Annotated in this window: 18 protein-coding genes and 1 pseudogene; 7 read left to right on the forward strand and 12 right to left on the reverse strand. The window is 71.8% G+C overall.

The genetic code is table 11. The features are described from left to right. Positions 1 to 15: 15 nt before the first annotated feature. From ACSNOA_RS29575 to ACSNOA_RS29605, 7 genes are all read right to left on the reverse strand, one after another. On the reverse strand, positions 16 to 1689 hold the full coding sequence (locus tag ACSNOA_RS29575) for a protein kinase domain-containing protein (RefSeq protein ID WP_436663041.1): 1674 nt from the start codon (positions 1687 to 1689) through the stop codon (positions 16 to 18). Positions 1690 to 1759: 70 nt separating this feature from the next. Beyond that, on the reverse strand, positions 1760 to 3313 hold the full coding sequence (locus ACSNOA_RS29580; RefSeq protein ID WP_436663042.1) for a fused MFS/spermidine synthase: 1554 nt from the start codon (positions 3311 to 3313) through the stop codon (positions 1760 to 1762). 36 nt (positions 3314 to 3349) lie between these two features. Continuing rightward, on the reverse strand, positions 3350 to 4366 hold the full coding sequence (locus ACSNOA_RS29585; protein WP_436663043.1) for a coiled-coil domain-containing protein: 1017 nt from the start codon (positions 4364 to 4366) through the stop codon (positions 3350 to 3352). Positions 4367 to 4558: 192 nt separating this feature from the next. Next, positions 4559 to 5368, reverse strand: coding sequence for an inositol monophosphatase family protein (locus tag ACSNOA_RS29590; protein ID WP_436663044.1), 810 nt, complete (start codon positions 5366 to 5368; stop codon positions 4559 to 4561). Next, complete coding sequence (locus ACSNOA_RS29595) at positions 5361 to 5813, reverse strand: response regulator (protein ID WP_436663045.1); 453 nt, start codon at positions 5811 to 5813, stop codon at positions 5361 to 5363. The genes ACSNOA_RS29590 and ACSNOA_RS29595 overlap by 8 nt, the downstream gene beginning before the upstream one ends. Continuing rightward, on the reverse strand, positions 5810 to 7543 hold the full coding sequence (locus ACSNOA_RS29600) for a sensor histidine kinase (RefSeq protein ID WP_436663046.1): 1734 nt from the start codon (positions 7541 to 7543) through the stop codon (positions 5810 to 5812). Before ACSNOA_RS29600 ends, ACSNOA_RS29595 begins: the two co-directional genes overlap by 4 nt. Beyond that, positions 7540 to 8730: a PP2C family protein-serine/threonine phosphatase gene (locus ACSNOA_RS29605; RefSeq protein WP_436663417.1), complete on the reverse strand. Its 1191-nt coding sequence runs from the start codon at positions 8728 to 8730 to the stop codon at positions 7540 to 7542. Before ACSNOA_RS29605 ends, ACSNOA_RS29600 begins: the two co-directional genes overlap by 4 nt. Before the next feature lie 325 nt (positions 8731 to 9055). Here ACSNOA_RS29605 and ACSNOA_RS29610 point away from each other — a divergent pair, with 325 nt between their 5' ends. Together ACSNOA_RS29610 and ACSNOA_RS29615 are read left to right on the forward strand one after the other, a co-directional pair. Further along, a complete protein-coding gene (locus ACSNOA_RS29610) occupies positions 9056 to 11473 on the forward strand; it encodes a M28 family peptidase (RefSeq protein ID WP_436663047.1) in 2418 nt (805 codons plus the stop codon). A 379-nt stretch (positions 11474 to 11852) separates the two neighbouring features. After that, entirely contained in the window at positions 11853 to 12362 is a 510-nt protein-coding gene (locus tag ACSNOA_RS29615; protein ID WP_436663048.1) for a SigE family RNA polymerase sigma factor, read from the forward strand. Positions 12363 to 13199: 837 nt separating this feature from the next. On the opposite strand, the gene ACSNOA_RS29620 is transcribed toward ACSNOA_RS29615, so the two are convergent. Beyond that, a complete protein-coding gene (locus ACSNOA_RS29620; protein WP_436660908.1) occupies positions 13200 to 13529 on the reverse strand; it encodes a hypothetical protein in 330 nt (109 codons plus the stop codon). 329 nt (positions 13530 to 13858) lie between these two features. Between ACSNOA_RS29620 and ACSNOA_RS29625 the strand changes: the two genes are divergently transcribed. Further along, a complete protein-coding gene (locus ACSNOA_RS29625) occupies positions 13859 to 14413 on the forward strand; it encodes a hypothetical protein (protein ID WP_436663049.1) in 555 nt (184 codons plus the stop codon). 541 nt (positions 14414 to 14954) lie between these two features. Here ACSNOA_RS29625 and ACSNOA_RS29630 read toward each other — a convergent pair. Then, positions 14955 to 16010: an IS110 family transposase gene (locus ACSNOA_RS29630; protein WP_436663050.1), complete on the reverse strand. Its 1056-nt coding sequence runs from the start codon at positions 16008 to 16010 to the stop codon at positions 14955 to 14957. Between the two features lie 800 nt (positions 16011 to 16810). On the opposite strand from ACSNOA_RS29630, the gene ACSNOA_RS29635 reads away from it, so the two are divergent. Together ACSNOA_RS29635 and ACSNOA_RS29640 are read left to right on the forward strand one after the other, a co-directional pair. Further along, positions 16811 to 17068, forward strand: coding sequence for a hypothetical protein (locus tag ACSNOA_RS29635; RefSeq protein WP_436663051.1), 258 nt, complete (start codon positions 16811 to 16813; stop codon positions 17066 to 17068). 222 nt (positions 17069 to 17290) lie between these two features. After that, the gene (locus ACSNOA_RS29640; RefSeq protein ID WP_436663052.1) at positions 17291 to 17716 is read left to right on the forward strand and encodes a hypothetical protein; all 426 of its coding nucleotides are present in this window, start codon (positions 17291 to 17293) and stop codon (positions 17714 to 17716) included. A 4-nt stretch (positions 17717 to 17720) separates the two neighbouring features. On the opposite strand, the pseudogene ACSNOA_RS29645 reads toward ACSNOA_RS29640, so the two are convergent. Further along, positions 17721 to 17849: pseudogene (locus ACSNOA_RS29645) on the reverse strand (IS630 family transposase); the annotation flags it as partial. Between the two features lie 168 nt (positions 17850 to 18017). Between ACSNOA_RS29645 and ACSNOA_RS29650 the strand changes: the two are divergent. Further along, the gene (locus tag ACSNOA_RS29650; protein WP_436663053.1) at positions 18018 to 18512 is read left to right on the forward strand and encodes a flavin reductase family protein; all 495 of its coding nucleotides are present in this window, start codon (positions 18018 to 18020) and stop codon (positions 18510 to 18512) included. A gap of 24 nt (positions 18513 to 18536) precedes the next feature. Here ACSNOA_RS29650 and ACSNOA_RS29655 read toward each other — a convergent pair whose 3' ends face one another. After that, complete coding sequence (locus ACSNOA_RS29655) at positions 18537 to 19280, reverse strand: glycosyltransferase family 2 protein (protein ID WP_436663054.1); 744 nt, start codon at positions 19278 to 19280, stop codon at positions 18537 to 18539. On the opposite strand from ACSNOA_RS29655, the gene ACSNOA_RS29660 reads away from it, so the two are divergent. Then, the gene (locus tag ACSNOA_RS29660; RefSeq protein ID WP_436663055.1) at positions 19264 to 19797 is read left to right on the forward strand and encodes a tyrosine-type recombinase/integrase; all 534 of its coding nucleotides are present in this window, start codon (positions 19264 to 19266) and stop codon (positions 19795 to 19797) included. The genes ACSNOA_RS29655 and ACSNOA_RS29660 overlap by 17 nt on opposite strands. 57 nt (positions 19798 to 19854) lie before the next feature. On the opposite strand, the gene ACSNOA_RS29665 is transcribed toward ACSNOA_RS29660, so the two are convergent. Next, positions 19855 to 20109 (reverse strand): Smr/MutS family protein, encoded by a 255-nt coding sequence (locus ACSNOA_RS29665; protein WP_436663056.1) that lies wholly within the window; start codon positions 20107 to 20109, stop codon positions 19855 to 19857. Positions 20110 to 20208: the final 99 nt, after the last annotated feature.

Genomic DNA, 20208 nt, shown 5'->3' on the forward strand with positions numbered 1-20208 from the left:
CACCCTTACCCGCCTTCACCCTTTTCCCGGACCACCTCCGGACTTCCCCTTCCCGGGCTCGTCCGCCTTCGGGGGCTTGGGCGGCTTCGGCGGCTTCGGCTTCGCGCCGCCGCCGGAACTGCCGGACCCACCGGACGTGCCGGAATTGCCGGACCCACCGCGCGTCGTGGTCGCCTTCGTGGCCGGCGCCTTGCCGGCGGCCGGCGACGTGACGGTGGCCGGCGTCGGCGCGGCACCAGCCACCCCGGACACCTGCACCTGGCACCGCTCGCCGCCCACGGTGAACGTCACCGGCAGCGGGTTGGCTCCCGTGTACCGGCCGGTGAGGCTCACCTTCTCGGTGGCGCCCGGTGCCAGGGCGGACCGGTCCGCAGGCGGGCGTACGACCACGGCCGACCCCTCCTGGCTCGCCGAGGCCGGGGTCGCCCGGGTCACCGTCTGCTCGCCGGGAAAGGTGAAGTTCATGGCCCAGTCACGCAGTTCCCGGTCGCCGGTGTTCGTCAGCGAGAGGTCGGCGCTGAAGTCCTTGCCCGAGTCCGCGCGCATCGCGTACGTCACCTGGCACGCGGGCGGCTTCTCCATCCCCATCCGGGCCTCGGTGGGCTGCTCGGTGCCGCCGCTGGCCGGGCTGCGCCCGGTCACCCCCCACAGCGCGGCCGTGACCGCCACGAGGCCGGCCGCCGCGGCGCCCGCCTCCAGCCGCCGGCGCCGGGTCACCGACCGCTTCTGCCGGGTACGCGAGAACGGAAGCGCGTCGGTCTCGGCCGACCAGGGCAGGATCGTCGTGCCGACGTTCGCCAGCGAGGCCGGGTCGACCGGTCCGGCGGCCGGTGACACGGGCACCACGGCCAGTACGCCGGCCGCGTCGGCGAGCGTCCGGGCCAGCTCGGCGGTGGGCGGCCGTTGCTCGGGGCGCTTGGCGAGGCAGCGGCGCACCAGGTCGGCCACCTCGTGGGGAAGCCCCGGCACCGCGGGCATCGGCTCCGGGTCGTTGTACATGTGCGCCCGCAGCATCTGGGTGGTGGTGCTGGCCTGCCAGGGCAGCCGACCGGTGAGCATCCGGTAGAGCAGCAGCCCCACGGCGTACACGTCGGTGGCGGGTGAGACCTGGCCGTTGTCGAGCCGCTCGGGCGCGAGGTACGCGGGGGTGCCGAGCAGCGTGCCGTCGGCGCCCTTCTCGCTCTCCCCTACCAGGGCGGAGATGCCGAAGTCGACGACCTTGACGCCGGTCGCGGTCAGCATGACGTTGCCCGGCGTGACGTCCCGGTGCACGACCCCGCGCGCGTGGGCGGTGGCGAGCGCCGAGGCGACCTCCGCCGCGATGGTCACCGCCTCCCGCCAGGGCAGCTGCCTCTCGCGGCCCAGCCGGCTGCTCAGCGAGCCGCCGTCGATCAGCTCCATGACGACGTACGGCACGGTCACCCCGGCCTGCTCGGCCTCCCCGTAGTCGTACACGTTGGTGATGTTCGGATGGCAGAGCCGGGCGGCGGCCTGCGCCTCGATCCGGATGCGGTGCCGGAAGGCCCGGTCGGCGGCCAGCCGGGACGCGAGCACCTTGACCGCAACCTGGCGGCCGAGCACCTCGTCGTAACCGCGCCAGACCACGGACATGCCACCCGCGCCGAGCTGTTCGATGAGCCGGTAGCGCTCACCGAGCGACCACATGCCGTTCCGGTCCCCTCCACCCATGGTGGGGGTTGTTGCCCGGAGCCGGCCCCGCTACACCTCAGTGGTCGAAATCGGTCCGCACGTCACTCGTTCAGGCGGTGGCCAGGAGCTGGTCGACGGGCGCGTAGTCGTCGGTGAGCACCAGCGCGTCGCCCACGAAGTCGTCCAGCTCGGCGTCGGCGATCAGGCTCGCGCGGGAGTCCACCTCGGCGAGCCGCCCGCGTACCGCCTCCAGCGGCAGCGGCGCGTCGGAGGCGACGATCACGAAGTTGGAGCCGTGCTCGCCGGCGATCGCCTCGGGCGGCCCGATGAGCGCCACGTGCCGGAACTCGGCGCCCACCGTGGCCAGTTCGCTGCGGATGAACCGCAGCGGCGGGTAGTCGATGACGTTCTGGATGTAGATGCCGTTCGGCCGCGTGACCCGCTGGATCTCCGCGGCCATCTCCCGGGTGGCCAGGTGCCACGGCACCACGAGGTGCCCGAACGCGTCGCCCACCACCAGGTCGCGGCTGTCGGTGGCCTCCGCGGCGACCAGCAGCCGCGCGTCGCCGGCCACCGCGCGCAGCGCCGGCCCCTGGCGTACGCCGAGTGCCTTCTCGCCCAGCTCGATGAGCCCGCCGTCGATCTCGAAGACGAGGTTGTCGGTGCCGGGCCGCGTGGCCGTCAGGTAGCGGGGCATCGTGAAACCGCCGCCGCCCAGGTGCAGCGCGTCGAGCCGCGCCCCGGCCGGCGCGGCCACGTCGGCGACCGCGCCGAACCACTTCGTGTACGCGTACTCCAGGTGGCGCGGGTCGGCCAGGTCCACGTACGAGTGCTGCGCCGAGTTGAGCAGCAGCGTCCGCCCGCTCGCGCGGCCCGGGTCGGCCTCCACCTTCGCGCAGTGGTACGCCGTCTCCACGTCGCACGGGTTCGGCGCGACAGTGGTCAGCCCGGCGCCGACCAGCCCGAGCACGGCCAGCGCCGCCTTGGCCCGGCCGCGGCCGGGCAGCTCGGTGGCTGCCCGCCGGTGCAGGTACCAGCCGAGGACCAGGCCGGTGACCCCGAGCGCCACGGCCAGCGAGAGCAGGATGACCGTGCTGGGCAGCGCGGCCACCAGCACGAAGCCGGTGAGCAGGGTCGCCGTGATGCCGCCGAGGGTGCCGATGCCGGAGAGCCGGCCGACCACCTGGCCGGTGCGGCGCAGGTCGGCGAGCTGGAGCTTGACCACCAGCGGCGTGACCGCGGCGAGCAGCGCCGCCGGCACGAACACGGCCAGCGCCACGAGCAGCAGGATGCCGCTCGCGGCCTCGCCGCGCAGCACCTCGCCCGCGTAGCGCACGACGGGGAGCGTGACGGCGGTGGCGATGCCGGCGAGCACCAGCGCGGGCGCCAGCAACGGCCGCGGGTCGCGCCGGTCGGCGAGCCAACCCCCCGACCACGCGCCGTACGCGATGGCGGCCAGCGCGATGCCGATCACCGAGCTGGTGACCTGGAGCGTCACCCCGACGTACGGGCCGACGAGGCGCAGGGCGACGGTCTCCAGCACGAGGACGGCACCGCTGGAGAAGAAGACCAGGAACGCGGCGAGCCCGTTGGGCAGCGCACGGCCGGTGACGGGAACGGTGGACGCGGACGGGGCCGCGACGTCGGGCGGTGAGGCGCTCATCGTCGCGATGGTACGCAGCCAACCCGCCCCCGCGGGTCAGTACATCGATAGATGAACGTGGTTCGTGTGGCTGGCGGCCGGGCTGCCGCTGCCGCTGTAGGAGCGCCAACCCGTGCCGGGGTGCCAGATCTGCCGGTACCAGATCACGTAGAGCACGCCGAGCCGGTTGGCGTTGCGGACGTGCCACGCGGCCAGGTTGTCGCCGTACGCCTTGTCGCCGCCTGTCGCGTTCTCGTCCTTGAAGCCGCCCGCGGCGGCGGAGAAGTCACACGCCCGCCCCTTCGGGTGCTCGCCACCGCCGCCGCTGCGGTGGCAGGAGACGTAGCGGGTGTAGCCGGCCGCCTTGGTCTGCTGGAGGGCGTTGAGGGTGCGCGGCGTGATGCAGCCGGAGGTGGTCGGGTCGTCCACCGAGCAGGACTCCGACGGCCACGAGCCGTCCGAGTTGCGGGGCGCCGGCTTGGCCGACGTGGAGCTGCCGCCGCTGAACCCGCCGCTGCTGCCCGAGCTCACCTCGGCGAGCGCCGCCTCGGCCTCACGCTTCTTCTTCGCGATCACGGCGAGCTGCTTCTGCTGCTCCCGCACCTCGGCGTCGACCGCGAGCTTGGCCTGCTGCGCCTGCTCGTGCGCGGCGGCGAGCTCACGCAGCCGCTTGCCGTCCCGCTGGGCCATCAGGTCCAGGTTGGCCGCCCGCTCGAGGAAGACCTCCGGGGAGGCGGTGTTGAGCAGCATCGACGTCGGGGTGAGCCGCCCCATCCGGTAGGAGCGGGCCGCCACCTCGCCGACCTGCCCGCTCAGCTCGGTGACCCGCCCCTGGAGGGTGGTCAGCTCGGTGGTCAGCTGCTTCTGCCGGCGCTTGGAGTTGTCGAGCTTCGCCTTGGCCTCGATGTGCGCGCGGGCGGTGGCGTCCAGCGCGTCGCGCAGCTTCTTGCTCCCGCCCTCGTCCGGTTCCGCGTACGCGGGCACCGCACCGGCGCCGAGCAGCAGCGCGACGGCGGCGAGCAGGGCGATCAACGGGCCGCGGGCGCGACGCCGGCTGGGCACTGTCCTGGGCACGACTGCGTCCTTCCATCGACCGCCGGCCCCCGGTTGATCCTGCGCGGCGGCGGCACCGCCGGCGCCGGACGGCGGCCTGCTGGCGGTGACCGCCGGTCACGATACCGGACCAGACGCCGCCCGCCGGTCCCGTGAACGCGCGCAGCACGAAACATCGACGGGGCGTGTCGGCGTTGTCGCCGAGCGCGCGGATCAGCCGTCGAGCAGGGCCTCGCGGACCTCCGTCCACACCTGCTCGTTCGCCGCCACGAGCAGGCCGTGGCCCTCGTCGGCCGGGTTGTACTCGGTGCCGTCGAACCGGCGGGCGACGCCACCCGCCGCCCGCACGAGCAGTGTGCCCGGGGCGTGGTCCCAGGGCAGCGTCCGCCAGAAGAGCGCGAACTGCTGCCGCCCGAGGAGGATGTCCAGGTACTCCCGCCCGGCGCAGTGCTGCCCGGGCAGCAACTCGCCGATCCGGTCCCCGCCGGCACGCACGCGGTCACGGGCGGACGGCGGCAGGAACCGGGTCATCGCCACGCCGCGCAGCCCACCGGGTCCCGGCGGGGCCTCGATGGCGGGCACCGGTTGCCCGTCGACGGACGTGCCCGCACCGGCCCGCGCCACGGCGAGCGTGTGGGCCAGCGGGTCGAGCACCCAGGCGCCGACCGGCCCGCCGTCGCTGAGCAGGGCGACCATCAGCGCGAACGGGCGGCGCCCGGCAGCGAAGTTCGACGTGCCGTCGACCGGGTCGACGAGCCAGACGTCCCCGGCGCCGCGCAGGTGCCGCAGCAGCTCCGGGTCCTCGGCGACCGCCTCCTCGCCGACCACCACCGAGCCCGGCCGCAGTCGGCGCAACCCCGCCGAGATGAGCTGCTCGGCCCGGCGGTCGGCGACGGTGACGATCTCACCGGGCGCCTTCTCGGCGACGTCGGCGTCGTCGAGCTTGCGGAACAGCGGGAGCACGACCTGGTCGGCTGCCTCCCAGAGCAGCGCGCCGACGTCGTCGAGCAGGGTGTCAGCCACGCGGCGGCAACTTGACCACGCTGACGAAGAACTCGTCGATCTGGCGCACCACCGAGATGAACCGCTCGAAGTCCACCGGCTTGGTCACGTAGGCGTTGGCGTGCAGCTGGTAGCTGCGCAGGATGTCCTCGTCCGCCTGCGAGGTGGTCAGCACGACCACCGGGATCCGGCAGAGCTGCTCGTCCTTCTTGATCTCCGCGAGCACCTCCCGGCCGTCCCGGCGCGGCAGGTTGAGGTCGAGCAGGATCAGGTCGGGGCTCACGGCGTCCGCGTACTGGCCCTCGCGGCGCAGGTACGCCAGCGCCTCGGCACCGTCGGAGACGACGGTCAGCCGGTTGCGCAGCTTGTGCTCCTCGAACGCCTCCTGGGTCATCAACACGTCGCCCGGGTCGTCCTCGACCAGCAGGACCTCGATCGGGCTCTTGCCGTCTGCCGGCGCGGTCATCCCACCGTCTCCCTCATGCCACCCGTTCTACCGCCTTCCGGCGCTTCCTCAGCCCGGTCCGGCCCGTCCGGCTGCTCCGGCGGCCCGCTCCGGTCCCCGGCCGGGGCCGGCGCCGCCTCCCCGGTTTCCTCGCCGGCGGTCTCGCCGCCGTCGGCCGCGGGCTCGTCGGCCTCCGCCTGGACGTCCTTCGGCAGCGCGGGAAGCGTGAACCGGATAGCCGCGCCCTCCGGGACGTCGGTGTCCACCCAGACCCGGCCGCCGTGGTACTCCACGATCTTCTTGACGATCGCGAGCCCGATCCCCGTGCCCGGGTACGCGTCCTTCGAGTGCAGCCGCTGGAAGATGACGAAGATCTTGTCGGCGAACTCGGGCTCGATGCCGATGCCGTTGTCCTGGCAGGTGATCTCCCACTCGGCGCCCACGAGCCGGGCCGAGACGTGCACCTTCGGCGGCACGTCGTGACGGCGGAACTTGATGGAGTTGCTGACCAGGTTGGCGAGCAGGTTGGTGAGCAGCGGCTCCTCGCCCTGGATGACCGGCAGCTCGGACCAGGTCAGCTCGGCGTCCGCGTACTGGCGGGCGGCCTCGGTCTGGCCGGCCACGTCGCCCATCACTTTGTTGAGGTCGACCTCGGTGAAGCCGGCGGTGATCCGGCCGATGCGGGAGAAGGCCAGCAGGTCGTTGATCAGACGCTGCATCCGCTGCGCCCCGTCGACGGCGAAGGCGATGTACTGGTCGGCCCGCTCGTCGAGCTGGCCGGCGTACCGCCGCTGGAGGAGCTGGCAGAAGCTCGCCACCTTGCGCAGCGGCTCCTGGAGGTCGTGCGAGGCCACGTACGCGAACTGTTCGAGGTCCCGGTTGGAGCGGGTCAGTTCCTCGGCCTGCTTCTGCAACTGGCCGTTGACCCACTCGATGCGCTCCCGGGCCTCCCGCACCTCGGCGAGGTCGGCAGCGATCCTGCGGCGCATGGCGTCCACGTTGTCGGCGAGCTGCACGAACTCCGGCGGGCCGGAGCCGGAGATCACGTGCTGGAAGTTGCCCTCGGCGACCTGCTCCACCTCGCGGGCGAGGACGGTGATGGGGCGCACGACCGTCCGGTCCAGCGAGAGCAGCAGCAGCGCGCCGGCGATCACCACCACCAGGGCGGCGGCGACCAGCACCACGGCCAGCAGGTTGCCCGTACGCCGGACGTCCCGGGCGTTGCTCTCCCGGGCCTGGAGGATCTCGGCCTGGAGGTCCTCCACGGCGGCGCGGACGTCGTCGAACTGCTGGCGGGCCGCCTGGGTGATGAGCGCCTGGCCGGCCGCCGTGCCCCTCTGCTCCGTCGTCGTGACCACGGGGACGGCCACCGCCTGCCGCCACTGCTCGGCCCGGCCCTCGACGTCGTCCAGCTCCTCGCCGATCTGCGGGTAGTCGTCCAGGAGCTTCCGCATCGAGGCGACCCGGTCGCGCTCCTGCTCGACCCCGGCGGCGTACGGCGCCAGGTCGTCACGGTCGCCGCTCACCGCGAAGCCGCGCACCGCGGTCTCCTGGTCCAGCAGGGCGTTGAGCAGCTCCTGCGACTGCACCCGCAGCGGGCCGGTCTCGTTGAGCAGCGCGTCGACCTGGGTGCGGTTGCGGGCGGCGAGGACGCCCTCGACGACGGCCAGCCCCGTCAGGAGGACGGCGCCTACCACGAGCAGCGCGACCACCCGCTGGCGGAGGCCCCAGCTGCGGACATCCAGCCTCACCGGCCACCACCCCGGGTGAGCAGGAGCATGGCGACGTCGTCGGCGAGCGGGCCGCCGTTGATCTGCTCGGCCCGCCCGACCAGCCAGGCCGGCAGGTCGGACAACGGCACCGCCCGGCTGTCCGGTTCGTACAGGAGCTCACTGAGGCCGGGCACGTCGAGCCGCTCGTCGCTGTCGCCCACGCGCCCCTCGATCAGGCCGTCGGTGTACATCAGCAGGGACCAGTCCTCGGTGTCGAATTGAAGGTCGTACGCGACCGGCGGGCGAGGCCGGACGCCGAGCAGCAGGCCACCGGGCGCCGGCACGGGCGACACCGCGCCGCCGGCGAGCAGCAGCGGCGGCGGGTGACCGGCCAGCCGTACGGTGGCCCGGTTGGCGGCCAGGTCGAGCCGAGCCGTCGCCACGGTCGCGAAGATCTCCTGGAGCCGGCGCTCGCTCATGAGCACCTGCTCCAACGCGGGCAGCACCTCGTCGTCGGACACGCCGGCCAGCACCAGCGCGCGCCAGGCGACCCGCAGCTCGACGCCGAGCGCCGCCTCGTCCACCCCGTGCCCGCACACGTCGCCCACCATCACATCCACCCGGTCGGGCCGAGTCTGCACCACGTCGTAGAAGTCGCCGCCGATGAGCGCGGCGTGCCGGCCGGGCCGGTAGAACGTGTGCACGGCCACCTGGTCGGTGGACATCAGCGGCTGCGGCAGCAGGCCCCGCTCGAGACGGGCGGACTCGGCCTGGCGCAGCTCGACCTCGCGCAGCCGGCGGGCGTTCTCGTCGGCGCGCTTGCGCTCGACCGCGTAGCGCAGCGCCCGCGTCAGCAGGACCCCGTCGACCTGGCCCTTGACCAGGTAGTCCTGGGCGCCCTCGGCGACCGCCACGATGCCCAGGTGCTCGTCGGTGCGCCCGGTCAGGACGCAGACCGCCGCGCCGCTGGCCATCTCCAGCACCTGGCGCAGCCCGTCCAGCCCCTGCGCGTCCGGCAGGCCGAGGTCCAGCAGCACGCAGTCGACGCCCATGATCCGCTGGCGCGCCTCGCTCAGGCTCGTGGCCACCAGGAGGTCGATCATCGAGTTGGTCTCGGCCAGCAGCTCGCCGACGAGGAACGCGTCCCCCTCGTCGTCCTCCACCAGCAGGACGCGGAGCCGCTCGCCCGGAGGAACGTGCGGATGCTGCCCGAGATCGCCCGGCACCCGGGGCACGACGGAAGGGCCGGCCAGGCCGGCCCCCCGGTACGGCCGGGTCACCGCCGCGAGACGCGGAAGATCGCTGGTGATGTCGGGCTCCTTCCGAGTGCCCTGCTGATCCTGTATTACACAACGGTCGCACACAACACGACCGCCTCGGTGCCGGCCCGCATGGGCCGGGTCACTACACGCTAGGGGACAAAGCGGGCCAGCATCGACCCGCGGGAGGCCACCGGTCCCGCCGGCGGGACGGCCGTCGCACCGGGCGTACCGCTGCCGGCCGGGCCGGGGCAGGATGGTGCCACCCTGGCCCCGTCCCCGAGGAGTCCCCGTGGGCGCACCCCCCACCCCGGCCGCGGACCGCGCGCCCGCCCACAACGTCGCCGGCGTGCCCGGCGCCGACCGCGCCCTGGCCCGGCCCCGACGGCGCCTGGTGGCCGCCGTCGCGGCACTCGTCGCCCTGGTCGCCGTCGGCGCGGGCAGCCTCGTGGACCTGCGCCCTCCCGCCCCGCTTCCGGTCGACGCCCCGGCCGACGAGTTCAGCGCCGGCCGGGCGTACCGGAACGTCGAGGCCATCGCGGCGCGCCCGCACCCGGCCGGCAGCGCGGCCAACGACCAGGTGCGCGCACACGTCGAGCAGGTCCTACGGGGTCTCGGCCTCGAGACACAGGTGCAGGACGCCGTGGCGCCGGAGGCCGGGCAGCTCAGCGGGGCGGCCGGCGGGGCCACCCTGGCCCGGGTCCGCAACGTGGTGGCCCGGCTGCCCGGCACCGACCCGACCGGGCGGGTCTTCCTGGTCGCCCACTACGACTCCGTGCAGACCGGCCCCGGTGGCAACGACGACGCGGCCGGCACCTCCGCGATCCTGGAGGTGGCCCGGGCGCTGGCCGCCGGGCCACGGCCCCGCAACGACATCGTCCTCGTGCTCACCGACGCCGAGGAGGCGTGTCTGTGCGGCGCGTCCGCGTTCGCCTCCGCCCACCCGCTCGCCGCCGACGGCGGGGTGGTGGTCAACCTGGAGGCGCGCGGGTCCAGCGGGCCGGTGATCATGTTCGAGACGTCCCGGGACAACGCGAAGCTCGTGGACGTCTTCAGCCGGGCCGCGCCGCACCCGGTGGGCACCTCCTTCGCCGTGGAGATCTACCGGGCGCTGCCCAACGACACCGACTTCACGGCGTTCCTCGCGGAGAACTTCGTGGGGCTCAACTCGGCGTACATCGACGGTGCGGCCGTCTACCACACCCCGCTGGACATCCCGGCGCGGATGGACCGGGCCAGCCTCCAGCAGCACGGGGACAACGCGCTCGGGCTGGCCCGCGAGTTCGGCCGGATCGACCTCACCGACCTGCGGGCCGGCGGCGACGCCACGTACTTCCCGGTGCCCGGCGCGCTGGTCCACTACCCGGGCTGGCTCACCCTGCCGCTCGCCCTGCTCGCGCTGGCCGCCGTGATCGCGCTCGGCTGGCTGGTCCGGCGGCGGGGCCGCAGCTCGGCGGGCCGGCTGGCCGCCGGCTTCGGGCTGGCGCTGGTGCCGATCGTGGCCGCCCCGCTCGCCGCGCAGGCGCTCTGGGCCGTGGTCACGGCGATCCGGCCCGGCTACGCCGAGCTGCTCGACCCGTACCGCCCGACCTGGTACCGGCTCGCCGTGCTGGCGGTCGCCGCCGCGGTCGTCCTCGCCTGGTACGCGCTCACCCGCCGCTGGATCGGCCCGGCCGCGCTGGCCGTGGGCGGGCTGGGCTGGCTGGCCGTGCTCGGGGTGCTGCTCGCCGTGGCGGTGCCGGGCGGGGCGTACCTCACCACCCTGCCGGCGCTGGCCGGCGCTCTCGGCGGCCTCGTGGCGCTCCGCACCCGCATCGACGGCCCGTGGCCGGTGGTCACCGTGACCGTGGCCGGCGCGGTGGGCGTCGCGATCCTGCTGCCCACGGTGGTGCTGCTCTTCCCGGCGCTCGGCATGGCGATGGCCGGGGTCGGGGCGCTCGTCGCGGCGCTGCTCGGGCTGGCCGCCCTGCCGGTGGTGGACCTGCTGCACCCGCAGGCCGGCGGGCAGCGCGGCCTCGTGGCGCTGCGGGCCCGCCGGCTCGGCGCGCTGCCGGCGCTCGCCGCCGCGCTGGCGGCGGTGGTCTGCGCCGGGGTAGGGCTGCGCGCCGACCGGTTCGACGCCGCGCACCCCGCGCCCACCCATTTGATGTACGCCCTGGACGCCGGCACGAACTCGGCCCGATGGCTCACCGACGAGACCGACCCGCAGCCCTGGACGAGCCAGTACGTGGACGGCCGCACGTCCGCGGCCGACTTCCCGGCCCTGGGCGACCACGAGTTCTCCGGTGGCCCGGCGCAGCCCGCGAACCTGCCCGCCCCTCGGCTGGACGTGCTCGCCGACAGCACCGCGGGCGGCGAACGGACGCTGCGCCTACGGCTCACCCCCCAGCGCCCGGTACGTCTCGCCAGCCTGCACGTCGACACCACCACCGCGACGGTGCTCCGCGCCGAGGTGGCCGGCCGCGCGGTGCCCGTCGAGGCGCGCGACGGAAAGTGGGGCTTCGGGATCGTCTTCCACGCGCCGCCGCCGGAGGGCCTCGAGGTGACGCTCACCGTCGCGCCGAAGGGCGAGCGGGTGGACCTGCGCGCCATGGACGCGAGCGACGGGCTGGACGGGCTGCCGGGCTTCCACCCCCGGCCGGCTGACGTCGGGATCGTGGGCTCGCACAGCTCGGAGATGCTCGCCGTGGCCCGCACGTACCCGGTCTGACCGGGCCTGGCCGATCGGCCGGGGGCTGGTGGGCTGGGGTGGCCGGGGTCGCCGGGGCGGCCGGGGCGGCCGGGGCGGCCGGGGCGGCCGGCTTCAAGATCCGCGCAACTTCCCGGAAGTTGTTGTCTCCCTGACTCGGGAGGCAGCTATTTCCGTGAAGTTGCACGGATCATGGCGATGCAGATCGAAAGTCGAGGCTCTCACCCGACCACCGTCAGCCGGGCGCCAGACAGGGCGGCGTCGACCAGGCCGTGGGTGCCTTTGCCTGACGAGCGCCGTACCGCCCCAACCGGAAGCTAGAAAACTTTGACGAGGCAGCGGATAGGTCCGTCAACCCCAGGCGTCTGTATCAGTGATCGAGGATCAAGGGGCGGGTTGATTGGACAAGGACGAGAGCGCACGGCTGACCGAGTTCGTGGCGAGCCGCACTCCCGCACTGATGCGGGTCGCGTACCTACTCACGGGAGATCCGCGCGGCGCGGAAGATCTCCTTCAAGCGGCGTTGGCTAAGACCATCGCGAAGTGGCCGACCCTGCGCAACGCCGACCCGGAGGGGTACGTCCGGGCGGTCATGTACCGGGAGCAGGTGAGCCTGTGGCGGCGGCTACGTCGATACCGGGAGATCCTCCGTATCTCTGCTGACGAGGGGATCGAACCGGATCCGAGCAGTGATACCGACATACGGCTCACCATGCGTGCGGCGCTGCGCCGGCTGCCGCCGGCGCAGCGCACGGTTCTGGTCCTGCGCTATTACGAGGACCTGACCGAGGCCCAGATCGCAGATGCCCTGGGCTGCTCCGTCGGCACCGTCCGAAGCCGAACGCATCGTGCGATCGGTCGACTACGCCAACTGCTGCCGGACGTGCACCGCCTGGAGGTGATGCGGTGACCACCGCGTTTGAAGACCTTATCCGCTCCACCCTCTCCGAACTAGCCGAGGAGGCGCCGACAGTGGCAGACCAGTTCAGCCGCGCAGAACGACGGGCCCGGCGACGCCGTCGCACAACCCTGGCACTGGGGGCGGCCGGCACGCTGGCCGCGGTGCTCATCGCTGCGCCGATCGCAATCGCTGCGACCAGTTCCGACAACCACCGTCCGACCGCGCCGACCGCACCGCCGACCCCGTCGGGCTACCCGACCGCACCGCCGACCCCATCCGGTTACCCGACCGCACCGCCGACCCCGTCGGGCTACCCGACCGCACCGCCGACCCCTACTTCAGTGCGATAGCCAGTCGGTGAACCACTAGGCCCCGGTCGTCCGAGATGACGCGCTCCGCGGCTCGTTAGCCAACTCGGCGGTAGCGCACCAGGTCGGGGAGCCGGGGCTCTTACTTCCAGCGGTATTGATCACCGGCGGCGGCGTAGTCGATCAAATCGGACGACATGGCCTTTGAGCTGCTGCCATGCCTGGCATTAATGGTCGACGATGGGTGCTGCGGGGCCACCTCGGACGGCCTCAAAACGGCATGATCTTGATGGCGCTTCCCAGCCTGCTGTCGTGAGCCTGGGTGATCAGCACTGCGGCTCGACTGCCACACACGATTTAGGAACGGGGTAGCGCTCGCCGCGCAGATCTGCCTCCTACCAGGACATACGCCCGATAGCCTGCCAGGGTCGCGCCTAATTATTCCGCAGATCCTGCGGATCTTGTCGGGCCGGTCGAACCTCTCCAGGTGGCGGTCCAGCTCGCGGCCCACCTGACGGCTTCGCCAACCTGGTCGCCGTCACGGTTGGGCGCGGCGGATCAGCAACCGGCCGCCGAGCAGTAGCACGACTCCGCCGCCGAGTGCGGTGCCGCCGATGATCAGCCCGTCCCGCAGCCCACTTTCCTTACGCCGCACCATTTCCTCGTAGCTGACCGACTCACCCTGCCCGTTCCGAATGATGTGGCACCGGTTGTCAGGGCGCATAACCTTCCCATCACACGTCGGCGGTCCGCCGTCGGAGCTGAGCACGCCGCCTAACAACGCGACCAGTCCAGCACCCACAGCACCAACCCCGAGAGGCAGCATCAGCACGCCAATCACCGCCATCGCGATCCGACCGGCTGCCATTGCGACTCCCTTCGCGCTTACAGTGGGCGGGCGCGGCGCTTCCAGCCGTCTGCGGCCAACTCTAAGGCATCCGGCGACCCGGTCGAGTTGCGGTGCATGTCGATGATCGCCTCGCGGAAGGCGCAGCGCACACCGCGGTCAAGGGACGGGCAACGCCTGATCCGCACATACGAGTCAGTCCCCTGGCGCTGGTCCAACCCTTGGTCCTCATGCCGGACCGGGTGCCCCGGTCCGCCGTCGTCCGCTGATGCTCGCTGGTTTGGCTGCTCGCTTGGCTGCTCGACCGGCAGCCTCCTGGCTACTGGCCTTTGAGTTGTAGCGTCCGCTGCATGCCTCGCATCATCCGCCGCGCCGTCAGTCTGGCCATGATCCTCTCGGGCGTGCTCATGGGCACCTATGGCGCACAGACGTTCGCGACGGCCGTGGGCCTGGCCGGCACCGGCGGCACACTCACCGTCGCTTCCTGCCGGGTGGACATTTCCTACAGCGACAGTGACCGCGACGCCGAGGACCGCTACGAGACCCGGCGATGCTCGGGCAAGTTCACAGCCGACGACGGCTCGGCCCCGGAGCCTCAACGAGAGCTTGCCAGCGACACAGCGCACCCGGGCGACCGAATCAAGGTCCGCGACAACGGCACCGTCTATCTGGAGCTGGGCGCAGGATCGGTGATCGCGGGCGCAAGCATGGTCTTCATCGCCCTCGGATTGACACTGGGGGGAGTGCTCGGACTTGTGACCGGCCAATTCCCTCTGCGCGGTTACGAGGGCTACCGTTTCTACACCGCCATCCATGCCCTTCCCTATGGCCGCGCTGCCTTCTGGGCATGGCTCGGGGTATTGGCTGCGGGGCTGATCGGCCTCGTGCTGACGGAGGTGCTCTGACTGACGAGCGATCCTCCTGCCAAGCGCCCAGACGTTGAAGCGGGACTTAGAGCCGCTGCCTCGCCATCAGCGCGAACGGCTCCCAACGCCTGCTCACACGACGTCTCGGGTTGCCAACGTTGATGGCTAGTTCACGACCTTTCACGATGTCTTGTGCCCCGAATGTGCCCCACACTGCCAGGGGGCTCTCTCGAATCGCCCTGGCCGGCGGTGGTCGTGACCTTGCGGCCAGGCGGTCACTCTCCCCGCCAGTTCCCGTCAATCCCCCGCTGCGACCCATCGACCTGCCATGGATCTGGCACGCTTCGCCCTCGTGAGCGTGGCTGGCCGACCCGGCCGATGCCGGCCGGAGGTCGCCAGCGGGCCGGGCCCACCCCGGACACCCTGGGACAGCCTGGGACACCACGATCGCTACAAGCGGCTACTGAGGAAACACGACAGTCGGCTCCCAGATGTAGAGATATAGACTGGTGCAGGAGCTTTGATGCCCGTCGCCCTGAAATGCCGTCTCTCGTCTGCCATCCCGATGCTCCTATGGAGGTCAAGGGGCGATTGCGGCGAAGTCGGCGCGTAGGGCGGTGTAGACGTCGCGGACGATGTAGCGCTTCAGGCAGCGCAGGATTTCCTGCTTGCTGAGGCCTTCGGTGATGCGTCGTTGCAGGTAGGCGCGTGTGCGTGGGTCGTAGCGCATGCGGCAGAGTGCGATGGTGTGCAGGGCGTGGTTGGCGCCGCGGTCGCCTCCGCGGTGCAGGCGGTGGCGGCGCACCCGTCCAGAGCTTGCGGGGATGGGTGCTGCGCCGCAAAGGTGGGCCAGCGCCGCTTCGGAGTGCAGTCGGTCTGGGTTGTCGCCGGCGGTGGTGAGCAGCTGGGCCGCGACTTCGGGGCCGACACCGAACAGGGCCGTGGTGCGGGGCGCCGCTTTCTGGACGAGGGGTGTCACCTGCCGGTCGAGGGTGGTGATCTCCTCGGTGAGGGCGGTGACCCTGCGGGCGAGCCCGACCAGGGCTGCGGCGGTGGCGTGCTCCGGCTCGTGAAGTCTGGCCGGGTCGTAGGTCAGTGCGGCGGACCGGTTGACCAGCACGGCGGCGCTGACCCTGGTCAGGCGGGCTCGCAAAGGCTCGGGGGCGGCGGCGACCAGGCCGCGCATCTGATTTAGGGCGGCGGTGCGGGCCTTGACCGCTCCTGGGCGGGCGACCCTGAGGGCGCGAATCGCCTCGACCGGCCCGGTGCGGGTCTTCGGGGTGCCCATCGCGGTGCCGGCGAGGGTGGCCCGGGCGGCGGCGACAGCGTCGATCGGGTCGGACTTGCCCTGTGCGCGACGAGCGCGGCGGTCAGGCCGGTCCACCTCCACGACGGCCATCTTCTTGCTGGTCAGATAGCGGGCCAGCCCGGCCCCGTAGCTGCCGGTTCCCTCCACGCCCACGGCCGCGACCCGCCCGAAGGAGCGCATCCAGGCCAGCAGATCGGTGTAGCCGGCGGTGGTCGCCGGGAACTCGGCGTCGCCCAGGAGCCCGCCGGTGCTGTCGATGACGGCGGCGTGGTGCGTGTCGCGGTGGGTGTCGATACCACCGATGACCGATCGCTTCTTGGCTGCCATGCTGGTGGGGTCCGCCTTTCTCGGTCGAGTCGAGAACACGTGGACACGTCACCGGTCAGGCGATGCGGACAACACAGTGGTGGGTGCCTCTCGCACAGGCTCCTATCAAGTCACGACGCCTGACCGGTGACATTGCCGGGGCCACCGAGCTGGCCGACGAATCGGGATCAGGACAGCAACCGTCCGTCTGCCGGTGAGTCAGACCAACCCGGCGACCCACCCCACCATCCTCACTGTCTGCCGTCGACCCGCCCCTCTTGGGGAGCGGGCCGCCGCCCGGCCCGCCACGACGGGCGGACCTTGACGGCTCGTACGGACGCTGGCGGGTCGGGCGGTGGTCTGCTCGGCTCGCCCGGGTCGATGGCAGGCGGGATGGCCCCGCGCAACCACCCACGGACCGTGACGCGCCGACGGAGCCCCGGTCATCCTGGAGCCGGAGCGCCCCCGCCGGAGGCGCAGTAGCCGCAACCCCGCGCCCGCCGCCAACTCGCCGACGCGGCTGGCGTGCGCTCCCTTGCGTCGCGCGGGCTCGTGGCCGCGCGGCCCGGCCGGCTGCCGGCCCACCGTCCCACGGTCAACGGCCTTTCCGTTCTGCGGCGGCCCCTTGGGCTCCCCGCTCTCCGCGCCAGCCGCCGGGCATCAGGCGTGACGGCCGCAGAGCGACAGCGGCAGCGGCCGGCGCGCGCCCAGGCGGCGGCGCGTGCGGCCCGCCAAGGGCCGCCTTGACGACGTACAGAAACTTTGAACAACTTCGCCGGCAGCCGGCCAACCCGAACAGGTGTTCGACTAGGCTTCTCCGGGTGGAGGTACGCGGTCGCTGGTGGAACGGGAGCTGGGACCGCATAGCCCGACGCGACATCTGGCTGACATCAGACGGTCGGGCCTGGCGGGTTCGTGGCCGCCTCGGCGGTGATGAAGGGCGCGAGGTCATCCACGACTTCGCCGACGAACGGTCTGCGCGCGCGATGGTCGAGCAGATGATGAGGGCGTCGAGCGGGACGTGGCGCGATCTCACCGAGGCTTTGCGGCAGGAGTCCAGCCGCCGGCGCAGTGACTAGTGCGGTGACCACATACGTTTGCCGGCTCTCAGTTCGGTTGCCAGTGCCGCGGCGCGGTCCAGGCGGCGATACGGGCACGCCGCCAGTCATGGTCTGGACCCGGTGCGGCGGACGTCCGTGGAACCGCATTAGCATCGATGCGGCGCGGGCGGGGCACTGCCCGACCGGAACGGGGGGCCAGTGGGCGCGGCGAGACCGGCATCGCTCTGGCGGTGGGTCGGCGTGCCCCGGTGGATTCGGGTCGTCGTGATCGTCGCCGTCTGCGTCCTCGGGTACGGCGGGATCGTCCACCTGGGCGACCTGCTCGGCGTCCGGCCGGGCGGTCCCAGCCCGTCCACCCCCACCTGGCTGATGCTGTACTTCACCTCGCTGACCGTGTTCGATCCGCTCGCGGCACTGTTGCTAGCGCTGCGCCGGATCGAAGGGCTGCTGCTCGGCTGTGCCGTGTTTGGCAGCGACGCGGCGGCGAACGGGTACGCCAACTACGTGCTGGACACCACGCCGGGGATCACGCCCGGCCGGATCGGGCAAGCGGTGATCACGGCGCTTGCGGTCGCCCTGATCGCGGCGGCGCCCACGGTCGCGCCCTGGCTGCACGGGCCGAGACGTGCCGGCGAGTGCGCTATCCATAGACGTCATCGGGTCTGATCGGTCAGGCGGCTTTCGTGCGGGGTCGGCCCCAGCGGTGTTGGCGTTCGCTGCGGACTCGGGCGCGTTCTCGGCGTTGAGCGGCGAGGACGTCGGGGTGGCGGGCGTTGGTGTTGCGCCAGCGTAGGTGTTTCTACAACATCATCGCCGTCGAGGGTGAGCCCCTACCGCCTGTCCCGGCGGACGGCGCCCGGCGTGTCACCAACCCGGTGAACGTTCATGGACAGCCCCACTAGCCGCGTCTGAGTGGCTATCGGGTTTCCTACCTACGATGGCCGTACCGTCTCGGGAGGAGGCATTCATGGGGGAGCGCGCTGGCCTCGATCCGTTCCTGAACGGGCTGGACAGTCCGATGTTCGTCGTCACCACTGTCGACCCGCGATCAGGCGAGCGTGCCGGCTGCCTGGTCGGCTTCGCCTCGCAGTGCAGCATCGAACCGGACCGGTTCGTGGTGTGGCTCTCGCAGAACAACCACACGTACCGAGTCGCCATGCACGCTGACTGCTTAGCCGTGCACGGTCTGGCCGCCGACCAGCGGGCTCTCGCCGAGCTGTTCGGTACCGAGACCGGTGACGAGGTGGACAAGTTCGCCCGGTGCTCGTGGCGACCAGGCGGCTCGGGTGTTCCCATTATCGAGGACTGCCCGCGCCGGTTCGTCGGCAGAATCCTCGACCGGACTGCATGGGGCAACCACACTGGTTTCTTGCTCGAACCCCTGTCGGCTGCGGGTGAGCCCGACCCGCCTCCGCTGATGTTCTCCGCCGTCGCGGACCTGCGCGCCGGTCACAAGGCCTAACGCGCGTACTCCTCGATTCTGCGGCTAGAGCTGCTTCCAGAGGTCCCCAAGCGCGAGAGCGCGTGCCTCGATCAGTTGCATACGAGGCAACCACTCGCTCGGCTCGGTCCAGTTGGCCTGGCCGGTGATCTGGTCTGGGTGCTTCCGGTAGAGCAAGCCCGGTTCGGCGATGAAGAATCCGTCCGCAACGACTGACGCCGCGAGTAACAAGCCGGTGTCCTCGCCACCGGGTAACGCCATCCACCCGCCTAGCGCGAGTGCTAGCTCTCGTCGAATGCACAGCGTGGCCGGATGGACCGGCAGTCGGTAGTTGTTCTGCTGGAAGTAGCCGAGCACATCAGTCCGTCGCAGCTTCCCTCCGGGCGGGTCCGCGTGCTGCCACCCGACCGTCGATCCGTCCGGCATCAGGTCAAGGACACTCGATGTCGTCCAGCTAACGTCCGCCCGGTTAGTCAGTGCATCGATCTCCCGTGCCAGCGCACCAGAGGTGAGCTGGTCGTCGGCATCGAGAACTCTCAACAGGGCGCCATCGCTACGGGCCATGGCCATGTTGCGGGCGACGCCCGGACCGCCCGGCCTGCCGGTTGCAACCCGGATGCGAGGGTCCGCGGGCAACGCGTCGGCCACCTTGCCGGTGCGTCCGTCCTCCTGGACAAGCCACTCCCACGTCCACCCGTCTGGCAGCTCCTGCAAACACAACGATTCGTATGCGCTGGCCAGGTAGGGAATGCTCGGCGGGTGAACCGGAGTGATGACTGAGATCTTCACTCAGACCACCGCGCAAGCTTCGTGGTGTAGACGAACTCCGAAAGGCGGCAAGTCGCGGGAGGTCCCTCTACCGCGTTCGGTGGCCGCCAGGTTGAGGCGGCATGCCGAGGATTGCCCGCCGGTCGCAGTGACGCTGCCCTGGGGAACTCTGACGGGCGAGCCACGAACCGTCGAGCTGTACCTGACCACCCCCGCCGGGACGGCGCTGACCCGCTCGATATTCAACTCCGGCGTTTGGAAACCCGCCATCCGCGCTACCGGCATCCCTGACGACCGGCACAACGGCATGCACGTGCTCCGGCACACCTACGCCTCGGTGCTCCTGGATGCCGGGGAGAGCATCAAAGCCCTGTCGGCATACCTGGGCCACGCGGACCCCGGCTTCACCCTCCGGACCTACACCCACCTACTGCCGACTAGCGAGGACCGGACCCGCCGGGCCATCGATAAGGCGCTCGGCGAGGACCAAGCCGACGAAGACGGCACGGAAGCCCGTGACGGCCTGGAAACGGCATGATCATGGTTCACCGGCCGTCCGTGGGGCTTGCGATGCAGGTCAGAGGGCGTTTCGTCACTACTTCCAGCGGAAGTGCACGAAGAGGCGGCCGAAGTTCTTCGAGTCCTTCTCCACCCGGTGGTAGAGCTGCTTGACGTCCTTCTGGTCGAGGAACCGCAGCACGCGCTTCTTGAGCTGCCCGGAGCCCTTGCCCGGAATGATCTCCACGAGGGTGGCCTTCTTCTCCACCGCCTCGTCCATGATCCCCCGGAGCGCACGGTCGATGTCGTGGCCCTTGTTGAAGATGTCGTGGAGATCGAGCTTGAGCTTCACCCGTCCATCCTAGGCGCGGCCGGGAGTCGACCCCGGAAACGTCGAAGGGCAGCCCAGCAGGGCTGCCCTTCGTCCGGTTGCGCCGCCGACGGCGTTTCA

It is taken from the genome of Micromonospora sp. URMC 103 (assembly GCF_051386435.1).
GTDB lineage: Bacteria > Actinomycetota > Actinomycetes > Mycobacteriales > Micromonosporaceae > Micromonospora.